Genomic DNA, 16,907 nt, shown 5'->3' with positions numbered 1-16,907 from the left:
CCTGCTACCCTACCTATCGAACAGCGCCGTATCAGTGTTTCCTGTCGGCCGTGCGAACTGACCCGCCGAAGCCGTGCTAGCCGTCGCCAACCTTCATAGTCTCCGGTGTGGAACTACGGGAGGAGAGACCCATGGACATCGCAGACATCGCGACCCGAGAGTACGTCGAGGTCGACGCCGACGAACGCCTCTCGAAGGTCCGTTCTATCTTCGAACACGAGAACCCGAGAGGAGTCATCGTCACGAACGATGGGGGCTACACCGGCGTCATCACCCAGCAACAACTCCTCCAGTCGCACGTGGAAGACGACACCAAGGCGGGTGCGATGGTGAAGGCGGCCCCCAAGGTCGAACGGACCGCCGACATCCGCGACGTCGCCCGGATGCTGGTCGAGGGCGGAACCAAAGTCGCGCCGGTGTTCGAGGGCGACGGCCTCTGGGGTATCGTCACCGCCGACGCCATCCTCGACGCCGTCGTCGACAACCTCGACGTGCTGACCGTCGAACAGATCTACACCGACAACATCGTCACCGTCACCGAGGACACCCACATCGGGCGGGCCATCAACCTTCTGCGGGAGAACGGTATCTCTCGCCTGCCGGTCGTCAACGAGGACGGACGGCTCTCGGGGATGGTCACCACCCACGACATCGTGGACGTGGCCGTCCGCACCATGTCGAAGGCCACCGAGGGTGACCGCGCGGGCGACATCGACCGCATCCTCGACCTGCCGGTGTACGACGAGATGTCGAGTCCCGTCGTCACCATCGACCTGGAGGACACCGTCGACGAGGCGGTCGAACTCATGTTCGAGTACGGCTACTCCGGCCTCGTCGTCACGCCCGAGTACGACGACTCGATGCCCGCGGGCATCCTCACCAAGACGGACATCCTCCGCGCGCTGAGCTACACGGAGGAGGAACACATGGACGTCCAGATAACGAACATCGACCTGCTGGACACCATCACGCGCGACGACATCCGCCAGAGCATCGAACAGGTCGTCCAGAAGTACCAGCAGATGTCGGTCCAGCACGCCCACGTGCGGTTCCAGAAACACCGCGAGAAGCTCCGCGGGACGCCCCTCATCCAGTGCCAGATTCGCCTGCGCACGAACCGGGGACAGGTCGCCGGGTCCGGCGAGGGCTACGGCGCCGAGTCGGGCTTCCGCGTCGCCCTCGACAAACTCGAACGCAACGTCATCGAGATGAAGGGGATGCGCAGCGACGAACAGTACCGGGGGCAGTTACTCCGCAAACTCGACGAACTCTAGGGTCCGACCGCGGTTTTCGATCTCCTACTCCCCCAGCACCGCCTCCGCCTCCACCTCGACGCACAGCGCCGGGTCCACGAGCGCGCTCACCTCCACCATCGTCGCCGCCGGGCGCACGTCGCCGAACGCCTCGCCGTGGGCGCGCCCGACGGCCTCCCAGTCGTCGATGTCGGTGACGTAGATGCGGGTCCGGACCACGTCGCCCAGTCCCGCGCCCGCCTCCCGGAGCGCCCGCCCGACCAGTTCGAGGGCGCGTTCGGTCTGTCCGTGCGGCCCGGCGTCCAGCGGGTCGCCGTCGTCGTCCCCGAGACGAGCACCCGCTCTCCGACGCGGACGGCCCGCGAGTAGCCCACTTGCGACTCCAACTCGGTTCCCGACGAGACGCGTCGTCGTTCCATACGAGGGGTGGCCCGCCCCCGGCCAAGTATCCGGGTGGGCCGACCAGACGATTTATGGATTCTCCAAGCGTGTTACCACACTGCATGAACGACGAGGCGGTCCGCCGGCTACTCCTCTCGTATTCCGACAGCCAGCCCTGCCGTATCGTCTGGGAGGCAGCGCAGGGCGGCGAGTTGGCGTCGGTCGACGCCCGCACGCTGGTCGAGGCGCTCCGGGCGACGCGCGGGTCGCTCTGTCTCGTGGTGCAGGACGGCGCGGCGGACGTGTTCCTGCGGGCGGCGGGCGGGGGGTTCGACCGCATCTCGGTGTGGCCACCCTCGGGCGTCGTGGACTTCGAGTCCGGTCTGACCCGCGAGGACGCCTGTACCCTCGTCGAGAGCAACGAGTCGCCGCGCCTGCTGGCGACGGCGAACTCGCCGTTCGCCCGCGACGAGGACCACACGGGACCGGGCGACCCGTGGCCGTAGGCGACAGGAGCGCTACAGCAGTCCCCTCCGATCCGGAGGTGTGTCCGGCCTCCCCGCGGACCCCGCCCCGGTCGTCGCCGTCTACGCTCCTCTGTCTGATTGGTTGGCTAGTGGCCGCGCTGGTCCCGCCGGTCGGCGCATTCGGCGTCGAACGGGAGTAATCGAGTCGAACCGTCAGTTCGCGTTCAGCGACCGGCCCACTGCTTGCCGGTCCCTTCGAGGTCCTCGCCCTCGACCGAGGACCGGAGGCTGTCCATCCCGTCGTCGTCGGTGACGCCGAAGTTCTCCGCGCGGAGGTCCTCCACGCGGTCGACCTCGGCGGGCGAGAGCGGCGGCGTTTCGCTGGCGGCGGCCCACTCGTCGATGTCCTCGCGGGTGCGGAAGGTGGGCGTGACGCTCGCCACCTCGTCGTGGCTCAGGAGCCACTGGATGGCGGCCTGCCCCATCGTGCGCTGGCCGTCGCGTTCGAGGAACCGCAGGTTCTCTATCTTCTCCCAGCCCGTCTCGTACCACGCGTCGGGCCGGTAGGCGCGGTGGTCGCCCTCCTCCAGTTCGGTGTCCGGGCGGACCTGCTCGTTCAGCAGGCCCGAGGAGTGCGGGACGCGCGCGATGACGCTCGTGTTCGCGCCCATCTCGCGGATGTGGTCGATGAAGTGGCGGCCGGGCGTCTGCTCGAAGAGGTTGAACACCGTCTGGACGGCGTCGAAGTCGTGGTCGGCGGCGGCCTCGCCCTCCGCCAGCCACCCGATGGAGGGACCGAGCGCCCACCCGATGGCGTCCACCTTCCCCTCCTCGCGCCACTCGTCGAGGAGGTCGAGGACCTCGGGCGTGACCTCGCCGACGTTGGCGTTGTGCAACTGGAGCAGGTCGACGTAGTCCGTCCCGAGGCGCTCCAGGGACGTATCGAGGGCCTCCCGGAGGTACTCGGGGTCCATCTCCTTCGGGAGTTCGCCGTGACCCGCCTGCGGGTTGTTGTAGAAGTCGTAGCCGACCTTGGTGCCGATGGTCACCTCGTCGCGGACGTCCGCGAGTGCCTCGCCGACGAGTTCCTCGGAGCGACCGTGGCCGTAGACGTCGCCTGTGTCGAAGTACGTGATGCCCCGGTCGAGGGCGTGTCTGACCATCTCGATGGCCTGTTCTTCGCTCCGGTCACCCCACCAGTCCGTGCCGACGACCCACGCGCCGAAGCCAACTTCGGAGACCTCGACTCCCGAATCGCCGAGCGTACGGTAGTGCATACCTCACCTTGCGGTCACATCCACTTATCGGACGCGGTTGCGGTCAGCGCTCCTCGCCGTCCTCCTCGCGGACTCCCTCCCGTCGCCCACCTGATGAGTTCTCGCGGAAGCCGACACCCGGAAGACGGACGACGAGCCGACATCGACCGACCCGTCACCAGATACGACTGACGGGAAGGCTCGGTCCGGCGTCTCGTCCACCGGTGTCTGCAGCGTTATCGTCGCTGCGACCCTTCGGGACGTATGGAACTCTCACGACGGCTGTTCCTCGGTGCGACGGGTGCGGGCGTCCTCGGCACGCTGGTCGGCACCAGCGCAACGGGGGCCGCGACGGCCGCCGAACACGTCGAGCGAGTCGTCTCCGTGACCGACCCCGTCCCGGAAAACGTCGCGTTCGACTAGAACGGCGACCTGTACATCGGCATCACGGGCGGGAGCGTCCGCCGCCTCCCCGTCGACGGAACGGGCGAGACGGACCTGACCGTCGATGACACCCACCTCGTCGCGGAGTACCCCGGCGGCGTGGCGGGCGTCCTCGTCGACGACGGCGTCCTCTACACCGCGGTCAACGGCGAGACGGGCGGCGTCTACGCGCTGGACCTCCGCGAGGCGGACGCGGAACCGCGCGAACTGGTGACGCTCGTCGGGCCGGACGAGCAGGGGTTCGTCAACGACCTCGCCGCCGTCGGGTCCAGACTGCTCGTCACGGAGTCGTTCGGCGGCGTGGTGTACGAGGTGCCACTCGCGTTGCTGGCCGAGTCGGGCGAGTCAAACGGGGACGAGGGCGTCGACGGGGGCGAGGGCGTCGACGGGGGCGAGGACGGTGCGGAGAACGAGGGCGGGGACGAGGCGTCGGAGGACGACGAGACGGGGGACGACGACGCCTGTGGTCCCTCGGTGTGGCTCGACGGCGACCTGCTCGACACGCCGAGTTTCGGCGCGAACGGCATCGCCGCCGTCCGCGGGGACGTCTTCGTGAACGTCACGCGCGTCACCGACACGGCGGGGCGTATCGTCCGGGTCCCCGTCGCGTGCGACGGGAGCGCCGGCGAGGCCGAGGTGTACGTGGAGGGACCCGAGGTGTTCGGCGCGGACGGCCTCACCGCCCGGGGGGCGGACCTGTACGTCGCGCTCAACTCCCAGAACCGCATCGCGCGCGTCGAGGCGGGGTCACTCACGACCGTCGTGGAGGGTGGGCCGCTGTCGTTCCCCTCCGAGGTGGTGTTCGACCCGACGGATCCGCTGACGGCGTTCGTCTGTAACTTCTCGAATCGGACCCCCGAGCAGGGGGGTGTCCTCCGGACCGCCGTCCCCGTCGACGGGCGAGCGGACGGGGCCTGAGGGGTCGGCGCTCCCTGCAGAAACCGGCACAACGGAAACTCCTATGGCCGGGCCGGGCCAACGACGGCCATGACTAAACGGCACGTCTCACTCCCGCCGGAGGCGGAGGAGGGCCTCGAGGCGTTCATCAGTGAGGTCGACGAACGACTGTCGGGGCCGGAGGACACCTGCGAGGTAGTGCGTGACGTCCTCGTCGACCTCTACGGGGACCGGGAGGCCTACGACCGCTGGCAGGACGGCGGGGACGTCTCGCCGGCCGAACGGGTCCGCCTGCAGGGGTACGACCCGTGTAACTCCACGCTCGAATCCGAGTACTACGCCGAGAAGGACGAGGAGCGCTTCCGCCGGTCGAAGCACCTCCAGTGGCTCTGGCGGCAGTTCGACGCCACACCGATGGCCGACAACATCGCCTTCGCGCTCCGGTTCCGGCAGATGCTCGCGAACCACCTCTTCGAGGAGGCCGGCGAGAACCTCCGCATCTTCAAGGGCGTCACCTTCTCCTACGGTCACAACATCTCCGTCGGGGACAACACCGTCATCCACGACGACGTCCACCTCGACGACCGGGGGAAGCTCACTATCGGGAACCGCGTCTCCATCTCCGACAACGCCCACATCCTCACGCACGACCACGACGTGAACGACCAGACCGCCGTACAGAACTTCCACACCATCATCGAGGACGACGTACGCGTCACCTACGACACGCTCGTCAGGGCCGGCGTCCGCATGGGCGAGAACTCCATCCTCGCCGCGAAGAGCGCCCTCGGCGCGGACGTGCCCGCCCACCACGTCGCGGCCGGGACACCCGCCAAGAGCATCGCCGTCAAGGAGGGATGGGAGAGCGTCGCCGAACCGCTGGAGGGCGCGAACGTGGACCGACGGGCGGAACGCGAGATTCCCTACGAACTCCCCGACGACCTCGACGTGTTCGACGAGTTCGGGCGCACGCTGTCGCCGCCGGGCCTCCCCGAAAGCCCGGGCCAGGACTGAGTCCCCTCGCCTCCCGTTCAGGTCGGCTCTTCTTCGAGTGTCCGCAGGTCGACGGGCCCGTTCGTCGTGCGGACCCGGAGTTCGTGGGTCCCCTCGCCGAGTCGCCCCGTCACCCGCTCGCGTCGCACCTCGTGCTCGGCGAGGGCCAGTCCCTCGACGGTGACCCGCCCGTTGGTCGTCGACGCGTCGATGCGGGCGTCGAGCGCTCGATCGAGCGCCAGCGAGACGCGCCCGTTGGTCGTCTCGACGGCCAGGTCGCCGGCCATCGACGCGACGCTCGCGTCGATTTCGCCGTTCTCGGTCCGGAGGTCACGGTAACCACGCACGCCGGCCGCCTCGATGCGGCCGTTGCTGGTGCGAAGCGAGAGGCGGCCGTCGACGTCGACGGCGGTGACCGCGCCGTTCTCGGTCCGAACGTCGGTGTCGCCGGCCGTCCCCGAGAGCGACACCGCGCCGTTGGCCGTGGTGACGCTGGCGACGGGGACTCCCGGGGGGACCGCGAGGGTCACGTCGACCGTGACCTCGCCGTCGTCGGCCCCGTCGACGGCGACGCGTTCGACGACGAACCGGTCGCCGTCGGTCCGCGTCCGCACCTCGACCCGGTCGAGGTGGTCGCGCCCGGCCCGGGTGCGCTTGGTCGTCGAGAGGACGAGGGACTCGCCGTCGCCGCGTTCGACCGTCACCGCGCCGTTCCGGTTCTCGACGACCAGCCGTGCCCCGTCGGGGACGGTGTGCGTCGAGGTCGACTCGTCGGTCTCGGCCCGGCCCAGTGCGGTCGTACAGCCGGCGAGCGCCGTCAATGAGAGCGCCGCGCCGGCGCGGAGGACCGCGCGACGGGCAGGTCGCTCGTTGGAGGGCATACCTCCGTTGGGTGAACTCCGACGGACAAGTACTTTCCGTGGGGGTGTCAGGCCGTGACTCGCTCGGCCCCGATCACGAGGCCGTCCCCTCCCCGTCGGGTGGGTTCGCCGGGGTCGGGGCGTACCGTCGGACGGTGACGTCCCCGCCCGCTTTGACCTCTATCTGGCTCCCGCCCTCGCCGAGTCGCCCCTCGACGCGGGTGTCCGACACCTCCTTGTCGAGCAAGTCGAGGCCCTCGGTGACGATGCGACCGGTCACTGTCCGCACGTCGATGGTGGCGTGGAGGGCCGGGTCGAGGGCGACGACGACGTTCCCCGCGTCGGCCTCGATGTCGACGTCGCGCCGGATGGCGTGGACGTCGACCGCCACGTCCCCCGCCTTGGTCTCGACGCGGTCCAGCCCGCGGGTGCCGTGGACGCGGACGGCCCCGTCCGACGTGTCGAGGTCGGGGAAGCCATCGGCGTCGGTGACGGTGATGTCGCCGCGGTCGACCTTGACGACGGTGTCGCCGGTCGTCCCGTCGAGGGTGGCGAACCCCTCGTCCACGTCGAGGCGGACCAGCGGTTGGCCGGCCGGGAGAACCACCCGCAGGTCGACGGCCGGCGGTTCGAACTCGGGGACGGGGTAGCGCGCCTCGAGGCGGAAGACGCCCTTCCTCGTCTGTTCGCTCACCACGATGCGGTCGACGGCGTCCTCGTGTTCCTCCTCGCGGGCCCGCGCGACCACCTTCACCCGGTCGCGGTCGGCCGTCTCCACGGACACGCCGCCCACGTCGCTGAGGACGGCGAGCGGGAGGCCCGCGGGGACCTGATGGGTGGTCACGGTCTGCTTGCGGAGGCGGACCGGCGAGTCCTCGGGGAGTTCGAGGCCGAGGTCGACACCCAGACACCCGGACAGGGCGACCGCGAGCACAGCCCCCGACCTGAGGAGCGCCCGGCGGCCGACCCGTGGGGGGTCGGAGCCGTGGGAACTGGTCGTCACTGCGTGTGGGACTAGCACCGGTGGCCATAGGCTTGCTGGCGGGCGCGAGACACCCTTTTCCGCACACGGGACTAGTCCCGGTATGGACAGGCGGACGTACCTCGCGAGCGTCGCGGGCGCCACCGCGGCCGGCCTCGCGGGGTGTCTCGGCATCGGCGGGTCCGACGGGTCGACGGGGACCGATGGAACTGCTGGAACCACCGGGACGGCCCCCACGACGACGGCCGACGGGTCGACGGTGGCCGCCGAGACGGTCGCCACCGGCCTCGAAGTGCCGTGGGGGGCGGCCTACCGCGACGGGACGCTCTACCTCACGGAGCGACCGGGGCGCGTCGTCCGAATCGTCGACGGCGAACGCGAGGTGGTTGCGGAGTTCTCGGATACGCGCACCGGGGGCGAGGGCGGCCTCCTCGGCCTCGTCTTCCACCCCGAGGACCCCGACGTCGCCTGCACCTACCAGACGTACTCGGCCGGGCAGTCGCGGGCCAACCGGATCCGTCGGCACGACGTGACCGACGGCTGGCGGCCGGAGACGGTCTTCGACGACATCCCCGGCGCGTCGGTCCACGACGGCGGGCGACTGTTCGTCTGGGACGGGGCGCTCTACGCCACGACGGGCGACGCCCGCGAGGCGGATCACGCACAGGACACGACGAGACTCCACGGGAAGGTGCTCAGGCTCACCCTCGACGGCGACCCCCACCCGGACAACCCGTTCGACGGCGGCGTGTTCACCTACGGCCACCGGAACCCGCAGGGACTGGCCGTCCGCGACGGCGAACTCTACGCCACCGAACACGGCCCCGACACGGACGACGAGATAAACCGGCTGGAGGCGGGCGGGAACTATGGCTGGCCGGTCGTCCGCGGGCCGAGCGACCGGGAGGCGTTCGTCGACCCCCTCACGAGCTACACCCCGACCATCGCCCCCGGAGGGGCGGTGTTCTATCCCGACGACGGCCCCATCGCCGACTGGCGCGGCGACCTGTTCTTCGGGACGCTCGCTGGGCGACACCTCCACCGCGCCCGCATCGAGGGCGGCGAGGTGGTCGAGGACGAACGCCTCTTCGAGGGCCGCTTCGGTCGCCTCCGGACGACGTTCCTCGGGCCGGACGGCCACCTCCACGCGGTGACGAGCAACCGCGACGGGCGGGGGCGACCGAACGACGGCGACGACCGAGTGCTGCGCTTCGTCCCGCGATGACGGGGGCGAGCGAGGACGCCGACGGCGAGGGTGTCGAGAAGAACGAGAGGCCGAAGGCCGTCGCCGTCAACGTCGGCGCGAACACGAACGAACCGGGCTTTCGCGGGCCGGTGTTCCCCGACGGCACCTTCGAGTACGTCCCCATCCCGGAGGCGAAACCGACCCGCGAACCCATCCCGACGTACGGCGACCTGCCCCTCGAGACGGACGTGAGTAGCGTGGCCGACACGCCGGTCCACTTCGACCCCGAGTTCCCCGAGGCAGGCGGCGAGCGCTACACCTACGGCGACGACTTCGGCGTGAAGGCCCGCCCCATCTCGGAGTTGACCGAGGGCGACTGGCTGTTCTTCTACGCCACCCTCTCACAGTGCGGCGACCCGGCCGACTGGCAGTCCCCGCGCTGGGGTGCCTACCTCGTCGGGGGGATGTGTCTCGCCCGCGACGCCGTGACCGGCGAGGACTATGAGGCGATGCGCGAGGCCGACCGCGCCCCCTTCGCCAGCAACGCGCACGTCAAACGCGACCCGTTCGACGCCCGGGTGCTGGTCCTCGGCGACCCCGAGGAGTCGGAACTGTTCGAGCGCGCCGTCCCCCTCTCGGGGCGCGAGGCGGGAACCGACGCCAACCGTCTCGTCACCGACCTCTCCAGCGACTCGGGGAAGGGGCCGTGGTGGCGTCGCCCGATGCGCTTCGACCGCGAGGCGACGGCCGAACTCTTGCGAATCCGGGAGGAACGGACGCTCGACGACTGCTTTTGAGTGGTTCGGGCGGACGGACTAAGCCGTCGCCGTCCCTCCACGAACCATGGACATCGTGAACCTCGCGGAGTCGTTCGAGGCCATCGAGGAGTACTGGTCGCCCCGTCTCGCCGCCGAACTCAACGGCCAGCACGTCAAACTCGCGAAACTCCGCGGCGAGTTCGACTGGCACCACCACGCCGACGCGGACGAACTGTTCCTCGTCGTGGACGGGGCGTTGACCATCGAACTCCGCGACGAGGGGGACGTGACCCTCGGGAAGGGCGAACTCTGCGTCGTCCCCGCCGGCGTCGAACACCGACCCGTCGCCACAGAGGAGGCCCGGGTCCTGCTGTTCGAACCCGCCGGGACGCTGAACACGGGGAACGTGGCGTCGGAGCGGACCGTCGAGGAGATAGAGCGAGTGTGAGCGTCGTTCGGGAATCGAACCGCACTCGCGCTATTCGCTGCCGCTCCCCAGTTCGACTCCGAAGTTCTGCATCCGTTCGCCACGTTCGTTCTCGTCGAACGTCTCGCGATTCGGCTGGCAGTCGGAATGCGAGGCGTTCCGACGACCTCGCAGGCTACACTGTCCGGGAATTATGAACCTCGCTCGCTCCCTGCGGTCGCTCGCTGGTTCAATTCCCGAAGTTCCGCATTCGCTGTTCACGTTCGCAGCAGAATGCACCGTCCGGGAATTGAACCCGGGCTATTAGCTTGGGAAGCTAATGTCCTACCACTGGACCAACGGTGCTCCCTTCGGTCGCACCGACCCTCGCGGTTCTTTCAGAACCGCTCAGCAACGGTGCTCACTCGTTGCACTCGTTCGCACCGAGTCTCATCTCGCTTCGCTCGATGACACAACGGTGCTCCATGCTGTGCATTCCTGAATTCTGTACCGCCGTACTTCAACGTAGCGACTCATCGCGACCGGACGAACGTCCGGAAATATCGAGTGACCGGGCAGCTATTTGCCCCACGACCCCTAACCGCTGGTACATGGACGAAGTGCAGTCGCTCGAGGACGTCGAGATGCCGATTACGCTCGACCTCTCGGAGGCGGAGCTGGAGGCGCACCGCGAACACATCACCGCGTTCATCGAGGGCGTCGTCGACGACGCCGGCGCGGAGGGCGCGGTCCTCGGTCTCTCGGGGGGTATCGACTCGACGCTGACGGCCCACCTCGCGGTGGAGGCGTTGGGGCCGGAGGCGGTCCACGGCCTCGTGATGCCGAGCGAGGTCAACACCGACGAGAACATGAGCGACGCGGAACGGGTCGCGGAGATGCTGGACGTCTCCTACGACGTCATCGACATCAACCCCGTCGTGGACGCCTTCGTCGACGCCTACCCCGAGGGCGCGGACCACCAGATGGCCCTCGGGAACGTCCGGGTGCGCACGCGGGCCGTCTTCAACTACTTCGTCGCCAACGCCGAGTCCCGAATCGTCCTCGGGACGGGCAACAGGAGCGAGACGCTCACGGGCTACTACACGAAGTACGGTGACGGGGCCGTCGACTGCAACCCCATCGCGAACCTCTACAAGCGGCAGGTCCGCCAACTCGCCCACCACGTCGGCGTCCCCGAGGACCTCGTCGAGAAGCCCCCCAGCGCGGAGATGTGGGCCGGACAGACCGACGAGGAGGAGATGGGGCTGAGCTACGACCTGCTGGACGCCATCCTCGTCCTGCACGTCGATGGCCCGCTCTCGAAGTCCGCGACGGCGGAGACGCTCGGCATCTCCGAGGCACCCATCGACCGCGTGGAGGAACTGTACGCGAAGAGCGAGCACAAGCGTCACATGCCGCCCGCGCCCGCCGACCTGTCGCTCTGAGCTGCGTTCAGCGAATCGGGTTCTCCGGCCCGCGTCCGAGGAACTCCGCGAGGAACGCTTCGACCGAGTCCTCGTCGTAATCGTCCAGTCGAAGGACGTGTCGCCACGCGGTCAGCACGACGGGCGAGTCGACGTCCGCGGCACTCGTCGGGACGGCGATGACGCTGGCCCACGTCCCCGTGTACTGCTCGGTGAGCGACCGCAGGTGCTCTTCCTGTTCCGCCGAGAGCGCGCCGGGGTCGTAGTAGACCACGACTGCCCCGTGTTCGAGCGCGTGGACGAGGTTCCCCGCGGCGGGCGCCTCGCCCTCGCCGTAGAACCCGGCGGACGCGGGACTGGAGTAGTGCGCCCCGGACGTCGGCGGTGACGTGTTGTAGTTCACCTGCGTGTCGCCCGAGACGTGCTGGGTCCCCTCGGAGGGGAACTGCTCGACGCCCTCCAGGAGCGCCGGGTCGCCGTTCTCGGGGAGGTCCTCCAGTGCCGCCGGTCCAGCCGCGCCGTTCGTCCCGCCACCCCCGCTCCCGCCGGCGAAGAAGGCGAGGTAGGCGATGAGCGCGAGCGTCCCGACGACGATACCGACGAGTGCCAGCGCCCCGATCGGGAGGCCGTCGTCGTCACCCGCATCGGCCCCGCCGACGCGCCGCCGGTCGATGCGGCCCAGTTCCTCGTAGTGTTCCTCCCGCAGGTGGTCGAGGTATCGGTTCTCGCTGACGGACTCCCCGCAGTAGTCACACTCCGGCATCTGTGCGTCCTTTCGGACCCGGGGAGTCAACCGTTTCGGTGCCCCAACCGCTCGCCGTGCTCGGCGACGAGTGCGGCGAACGCGTCCACCTCCTCCCCTTCGCGGTCCGCGACGCTCGCCTCGCCGCGCAGGAGAGGTTTCAGGCGGGCGAGCGCAGACGGGTCGTTGTCGGCGACGGCCTCCGCCACCGTGACCGGGTCGGGCCGAACCTGCGAGACCAGCCCCATCCGGAGGGCCTCCTCGGCGTCCACGCTCCGACCGGTGAGCGACAGGTCCGCCGCGTTGCCTTCCCCGACGACGCGGACGAGGCGGTGGGTGCCGCCCCACGCCCCGAACAGGCCGAACGTGACGCCGGGTTCGGCGAACGTCGCCTCCGGCGTCGCCACCCGGAGGTCACACGCGAGTGCGAGTTCCACGCCCCCGCCGCGTGCCGGACCGTCGATGCCCGCGACGACCACCGCCGGGGAGTCCTCGACGGCGCGGGCGGTCCGCTGGCCGTGTCTGGCGAACGCCTTCGCGGGGTTCGTCTCGGCTCCCCCGCTCTCTCCTCCCGTTCCCGTCTCTCTCCCTCCTTCCGCGTTCGCGTCCGCGCCCGAGTCGAACTCGAGCGTCTCGCGGGCCACGTCGGCTACGCTGTCGAGGTCCGCACCGGCGCAGAACGCCGACCCGGCCCCCCGGAGGTAGACGACCGGAACTGGTGGGTCGGCCACCGCGTCGGCGAGTTCGTCGAGCATCTCGGGGGTGAGCGCGTTGCGTCGCTCGGGACGGGCGAGGGTCACCGTCCGGAGGCGCTCGGAGTCGGTCACTCGGATCACGGTATCACACGCGGGGCTGGTCGGGGGTTTCCAAAGGTCTTTGCCCGTTGCAGGGCTACTGTGTGGCGATGGAGGAAGCCGCCGCCGTCCGTCGGGCCGCGCGCGCGTCGGTCGACGACGTGGAGCCCCCTCGGCTTCGCGACGACCTGTGTGCGTTCATCGACGACGGTTCGATGCTGCCGGGCGTGTTGACGGTGCTCACCGCCCGCGCCTGCGGCATCGACGGCGACGGAACTGACGGACTCCTCGAACGCGCCGCCGGCGTCCAGCTCGTCTACGACGGCCTCCGGCTCACCCGGACGCTCGCTCAGGAGGACCCGTGGACGACCGGCGACCGGGACGCCGCCGACATGGACGTCCTCGCGGCGGACGTCCTCGTCTCGCGGGGGTTCTACCTGCTCGCCCGGACCGAGGCGGCCCGCGACGCCGTCGAGGTGGTCCGGTCGTTCGGCCACGACCAGACCGAGCGCCGGACGACCGGCGACGACTCCCTCGACGCCCGACTGGAGGCCAGCGTCCTCGACCTCGCCGTCATCGCGGGTGCCACCGCGGCGGGGACGACGCCACACGAGGACCTCCGGACGCTCGCGGCGGACCTCGCGGGCGACTTCGACGACGCCTTCCCGCCGGCCGCGGTGCTGGCGGACCGAGAGATTCCCGATTACCTCGCCCGCATCGTCGGACCCGTCGCCGACCACTGAATCCGAGGCGAATCGAAACGCCTAAAGTCGAATCGCGGTTCCGTCTGAATGCGTAGCGCGCCTGGGTAGCTTAGCGGTAAAGCGCGTCCTTGGTAAGGACGAGAGCCCGGGTTCAAATCCCGGCCTAGGCTTCTTCCGATTTCACCTCCGAGAGGCGTCTCGTCGTCGAGCGACCGGCGAAGCCGCCGACTCTCTCGATTCGCGAGCGAGTCCGCGGTTCGCCTGCGTCTCCACTCCTCGTCGAGGGTTCCACAGAAGCGGTACGGTCCTGAGAGGAGGTGCCAGCCAACCCCCCGGACCCGCCGATAAGGCCGTGCTTACACCAGCGACCGGACGGCGTCTGCCGTCTCGGTCGGGGTGACGACGTGCGTCTCGGGGTCGTAGGTGAGCAGTCCCGCGTCCTCGAGTTTCGGGAGGTGGACGTGGTGGAGGCGGATGCCGGCGTTGCGCTCGTCGCTGACGCGGTCTGCGAGGCGGCTCCGTAGGTCGTCGAGGGTCATCTCGCCGTCGCGCTCCAGCAGGACGGCGAGGAGGGCGCGTCGTTGCTCGTCGGCGAGGAGCCGGTAGACGTCGTCCGCGTCGATGGTGGGGGGCCGCGTCGAGGGTGTGCCAGTGGTCGCGTGTCCGCGCTGCGTTCGGTTGCGTGCCATCGTAATCATTGCTTGCATGGCTATTAGGATGAACAATACGCCACGATGGTGGGGTATTTATTACGACGAACCCACGGTATCGTGGTACTATCGGCCGCCCACCCGCCCGGCCTGTCTCCGCCCGGTCACTCGTCGAAGACGAGGCCGAGGAGTTTCCGCTGGCCGGCGCGGAGGTGCTGGGTGAACGTCGAGGGGGAGATGTCGAGCGAGTCGGCCATCTCCTGGCCGGTGCGGTGGCGTGGGCGTTCGAAGTAGCCCGCGCGGTAGGCGGCCTCCAGTGCGGTGCGCTGGCGCTCGGTCAACCGTTCGTCGAGCGTCTCGCGGAACTCGGTGCGGGTGCGAAGCGAGCGTTCGCGCTCGCGGCGGGCGAGCAGTTCCACGCCGGGGAACCTCGACTGGAGGGCGTCCATCAGCGCCCGGACGTCCGTCGTCTTCGGGAGGTCGGCGACGATGGTCAGGTCCGACTCGACTCGCAGGTCGCGGATGGTGGCCCCGTGTTCGGCGACGGTGGCGGCGACGCTGGGTGCCTCGACGAGGACTTCGAACAGCGCCTCGCGGTCGAACTTGCTCGTCACTGCCACGTAGCGCACGTCGGGGTGGTCCTCGATGAGCGCCCGGACCTCCTCGACGGGCGCGCCCTCGACGGTGACGTACTCGATGCACGACCCCTCGGGGCGGGGGACGACGCCCTCCAGTCTGACCGTGGCGTCGGTCCGCTCTGCCACGGTTCGGGCGAAGTGGTCGGTGCCGACGAACCGGAGTTCCAGTTCGATGACGGCATCGCTCGTCAGCGCGCTCTTGCGTTCGGTCGCCTCGATGGCGTAGCCGATGGTCTCGCCGAGTTCCGCGAGGACGGCCCGTTCCTCCTCGTCGAACGCGTCCGGTTCGTCTGCGTAGACGCCGACGACGCCGTACAGCGTCTCGCCGGCGACGATGGGGACGCCCGCCGAGGAGCGATACCCGCGTTCGAGGGCGTCCTCGCGCCAGGGTTCGAAGTCGGGGTCCTCGGTGATGTGTTGGGCGACGCTCACCTCGCGGTTGCGGATGGCCCGCCCGGCGGGGCCGCGACTCGTCTCGCTGCCGTCGATGCGGATCTCGATGTCGTCGAGGTAGCCGTCTTCCACGCCCGCCCACGCGCGCGGCTTGACCATCCGGTCGGCGGTGCTGTACTCGCCGACCCACGCGAAGCGGTAGAACTCGGAGGCGGCGAGGTGGTCACAGACGTGCTGTTCGATGTCCTCGCGGCTGTCGGCGTCGATGAGCGACCGGACGATGCTCCGGATGACGCCGTTGACGTGGTCGAGGCGTTCGAGTTCGTCGCGCTGGTGTTCGAGCAACTGCTCGCGTTCGACCCGGTCGGAGATGTCCCGACCGATACCCGTCAGGCCGACGATGCTCCCCGTCTCGTCGGTGATGGGCGCGGCGGTGAACTCGTAGGGGATGGTCTCCCCGTCGGCGGTGAGCAGGCGGGACTCGGTCGTCACCTGTTCGCCGTTGGTGACGACGGCGGCCAGCGAGGCGGTGATGTCCTCGCGGTCGGCCTCCGCGACGAACTTGAGGGCGTGCATCCCCTCCAATTGCTCCTCGTCGTGGCCCGTCACCTCCTCGATGCGTCGGTTCCACCGGACGAGCGTGCCGTCGGTGTCGAAGGTGTAGTGGACGTCCGGGATGCCGTCGATGACGCTGTCGACGAACGCCCGCTCGTCGTGGAGTTCGCGCTCGCGGCGCTTGCGGTCGGAGATGTCCCGGACCATCGCGAGGATGCGGGGTTCGTCGTCGATGCGTGCCTCGCGGAGGCTCACCTCGATCCAGAGGGAGTCGCCGCCGCGCGTCTCCGCGAGCCACTCGAAGCGCTGGGGACCCTCGTCGTGGGCGGCGGCCAGTCGCGTCCGGGCGCGTTCACGCTGGTAGTCGGAGGCCGCGATGCTCACCTCCCCGTCCCCGCCGAGCAGTTCCGGGCGGGTGTAGCCGAGCATCCGGCAGAACGTCCGGTTGACGTCGACGACGGTGACGCTCGCCGGGTCGTAGACGACGATACCGGCGTCGACCTTCTCGAATATCTCGCGGTAGTTGATCTCTGCGCGCGTGCGCTGGACGCTCGCGCGCACCCGGTCGGCGAGTTGTTCGTGGCGCTCGACGGCCCGGGACTTCCGGAGGTGGTCGGTGACGCCCGCGGAGACGGCGTCCGCGATGTCGGTCGCCGGGGCGTCGCTGAAGAGGATGACGGGCAGCGAGGGGCGGCGACGGCGCAGGCGGACGACGAGCGCCGGTGCCTCGACCGAGGGGAGGTCGTACTCGCAGACGACGCAGTCGATGCGCGAGTCGCCGTCTTCGAGCGTTTCGACGGCGTCGCTCGCGGTGGGGGCCACCTCGACTTCGATGTCAGCCGCCAGTTCCAGCCCGCTGGCGACGAGCGCGGCGAACTCGTCGTCGTCGTCGACGTACAACACCCGGATAGTGGCGGGGCCCGCCCCGGGGTCGCGACGTGTCTCGCTCTGCTCGTCCATTGTGTGCGGTTCGCAGCGACGGAAGTAAACCGCTACGGCCGCCGTGTAGAATCGTGCTAGATGATGCCAATCACTTATACAGCGGTCATGCGACTAAGGTCGGCGAAAGCCATTATAGAATATTATCATTATCAATCATAACAGTTTTAGTCCGAACTGTTGCA

At 69.3% G+C, this 16,907-nt stretch carries 17 protein-coding genes, 2 tRNA genes and 1 pseudogene; 11 read left to right on the top strand and 9 right to left on the bottom strand.

All coding sequences use genetic code 11. From position 1 onward, the window contains the following. Positions 1-131: 131 nt before the first annotated feature. Positions 132-1,274 (top strand): CBS domain-containing protein, encoded by a 1,143-nt coding sequence (locus NKG96_RS16475; RefSeq protein WP_254536260.1) that lies wholly within the window; start codon positions 132-134, stop codon positions 1,272-1,274. Positions 1,275-1,298: 24 nt separating this feature from the next. Here NKG96_RS16475 and NKG96_RS16470 read toward each other — a convergent pair. Next, positions 1,299-1,672, bottom strand: a pseudogene (locus NKG96_RS16470) (RidA family protein). A gap of 84 nt (positions 1,673-1,756) precedes the next feature. On the opposite strand from NKG96_RS16470, the gene NKG96_RS16465 reads away from it, so the two are divergent. After that, positions 1,757-2,140 carry a hypothetical protein gene (locus NKG96_RS16465; protein ID WP_254536259.1) on the top strand — a complete coding sequence of 128 codons (384 nt, stop codon included), beginning with the start codon at positions 1,757-1,759 and terminating at the stop codon, positions 2,138-2,140. Between the two features lie 185 nt (positions 2,141-2,325). Here the strand turns inward: NKG96_RS16465 and NKG96_RS16460 are convergent, their stop codons facing one another. Then, complete coding sequence (locus NKG96_RS16460) at positions 2,326-3,378, bottom strand: aldo/keto reductase (protein ID WP_254536258.1); 1,053 nt, start codon at positions 3,376-3,378, stop codon at positions 2,326-2,328. Positions 3,379-3,621: 243 nt separating this feature from the next. Here NKG96_RS16460 and NKG96_RS16455 point away from each other — a divergent pair, with 243 nt between their 5' ends. The 3 genes from NKG96_RS16455 to NKG96_RS16445 all read left to right on the top strand — a co-directional run bounded on the left by NKG96_RS16455 (position 3,622) and on the right by NKG96_RS16445 (position 5,712). Beyond that, positions 3,622-3,780, top strand: a complete 159-nt coding sequence (locus NKG96_RS16455; RefSeq protein ID WP_254536257.1) for a hypothetical protein — start codon at positions 3,622-3,624, stop codon at positions 3,778-3,780. A 120-nt stretch (positions 3,781-3,900) separates the two neighbouring features. Continuing rightward, positions 3,901-4,719, top strand: coding sequence for an SMP-30/gluconolactonase/LRE family protein (locus NKG96_RS16450; protein WP_254536256.1), 819 nt, complete (start codon positions 3,901-3,903; stop codon positions 4,717-4,719). Positions 4,720-4,788: 69 nt separating this feature from the next. Beyond that, entirely contained in the window at positions 4,789-5,712 is a 924-nt protein-coding gene (locus tag NKG96_RS16445; RefSeq protein WP_254536255.1) for an acyltransferase, read from the top strand. Between the two features lie 17 nt (positions 5,713-5,729). Here the strand turns inward: NKG96_RS16445 and NKG96_RS16440 are convergent, their stop codons facing one another. Both NKG96_RS16440 and NKG96_RS16435 read right to left on the bottom strand, forming a co-directional pair. Then, positions 5,730-6,572 (bottom strand): DUF4097 family beta strand repeat-containing protein, encoded by an 843-nt coding sequence (locus NKG96_RS16440; protein ID WP_254536254.1) that lies wholly within the window; start codon positions 6,570-6,572, stop codon positions 5,730-5,732. Between the two features lie 73 nt (positions 6,573-6,645). Continuing rightward, the gene (locus NKG96_RS16435) at positions 6,646-7,554 is read right to left on the bottom strand and encodes a DUF4097 family beta strand repeat-containing protein (protein ID WP_254536253.1); all 909 of its coding nucleotides are present in this window, start codon (positions 7,552-7,554) and stop codon (positions 6,646-6,648) included. 82 nt (positions 7,555-7,636) lie between these two features. On the opposite strand from NKG96_RS16435, the gene NKG96_RS16430 reads away from it, so the two are divergent. Genes NKG96_RS16430 through NKG96_RS16420 form a run of 3 tightly spaced genes read left to right on the top strand, consistent with a single transcriptional unit; the run spans position 7,637 to position 9,925 of the window. Next, entirely contained in the window at positions 7,637-8,758 is a 1,122-nt protein-coding gene (locus tag NKG96_RS16430; protein WP_254536252.1) for a PQQ-dependent sugar dehydrogenase, read from the top strand. Next, entirely contained in the window at positions 8,755-9,516 is a 762-nt protein-coding gene (locus NKG96_RS16425) for an Nmad3 family putative nucleotide modification protein (protein WP_254536251.1), read from the top strand. The genes NKG96_RS16430 and NKG96_RS16425 overlap by 4 nt, the downstream gene beginning before the upstream one ends. Positions 9,517-9,562: 46 nt before the next feature. Continuing rightward, positions 9,563-9,925, top strand: a complete 363-nt coding sequence (locus tag NKG96_RS16420) for a cupin domain-containing protein (RefSeq protein ID WP_254536250.1) — start codon at positions 9,563-9,565, stop codon at positions 9,923-9,925. Positions 9,926-10,178: 253 nt separating this feature from the next. Here the strand turns inward: NKG96_RS16420 and NKG96_RS16415 are convergent. Then, positions 10,179-10,249 (bottom strand) — tRNA-Gly (locus NKG96_RS16415). Positions 10,250-10,494: 245 nt separating this feature from the next. On the opposite strand from NKG96_RS16415, the gene NKG96_RS16410 reads away from it, so the two are divergent. Next, positions 10,495-11,328: an NAD+ synthase gene (locus NKG96_RS16410; RefSeq protein WP_254536249.1), complete on the top strand. Its 834-nt coding sequence runs from the start codon at positions 10,495-10,497 to the stop codon at positions 11,326-11,328. A gap of 7 nt (positions 11,329-11,335) precedes the next feature. On the opposite strand, the gene NKG96_RS16405 is transcribed toward NKG96_RS16410, so the two are convergent. Together NKG96_RS16405 and NKG96_RS16400 are read right to left on the bottom strand one after the other, a co-directional pair. After that, complete coding sequence (locus tag NKG96_RS16405; protein ID WP_254536248.1) at positions 11,336-12,070, bottom strand: thioredoxin-like domain-containing protein; 735 nt, start codon at positions 12,068-12,070, stop codon at positions 11,336-11,338. Between the two features lie 26 nt (positions 12,071-12,096). Continuing rightward, positions 12,097-12,885 carry an enoyl-CoA hydratase/isomerase family protein gene (locus NKG96_RS16400; protein WP_254536247.1) on the bottom strand — a complete coding sequence of 263 codons (789 nt, stop codon included), beginning with the start codon at positions 12,883-12,885 and terminating at the stop codon, positions 12,097-12,099. Between the two features lie 68 nt (positions 12,886-12,953). Here NKG96_RS16400 and NKG96_RS16395 point away from each other — a divergent pair, with 68 nt between their 5' ends. Beyond that, positions 12,954-13,586, top strand: a complete 633-nt coding sequence (locus NKG96_RS16395) for a DUF7114 family protein (protein ID WP_254536246.1) — start codon at positions 12,954-12,956, stop codon at positions 13,584-13,586. 59 nt (positions 13,587-13,645) lie between these two features. Beyond that, positions 13,646-13,717 (top strand) — tRNA-Thr (locus tag NKG96_RS16390). 186 nt (positions 13,718-13,903) lie between these two features. Here NKG96_RS16390 and NKG96_RS16385 read toward each other — a convergent pair. Beyond that, the gene (locus NKG96_RS16385) at positions 13,904-14,236 is read right to left on the bottom strand and encodes a DUF7344 domain-containing protein (protein WP_254536245.1); all 333 of its coding nucleotides are present in this window, start codon (positions 14,234-14,236) and stop codon (positions 13,904-13,906) included. A 125-nt stretch (positions 14,237-14,361) separates the two neighbouring features. Next, positions 14,362-16,743, bottom strand: a complete 2,382-nt coding sequence (locus tag NKG96_RS16380) for a PAS domain S-box protein (protein WP_254536244.1) — start codon at positions 16,741-16,743, stop codon at positions 14,362-14,364. Positions 16,744-16,907 lie beyond the last annotated feature (164 nt).

The sequence above is a fragment of the Halomarina litorea genome, assembly GCF_024227715.1.
Taxonomy (GTDB): domain Archaea; phylum Halobacteriota; class Halobacteria; order Halobacteriales; family Haloarculaceae; genus Halomarina; species Halomarina litorea.
This window is presented reverse-complemented; position numbering and strand designations above follow the sequence as displayed.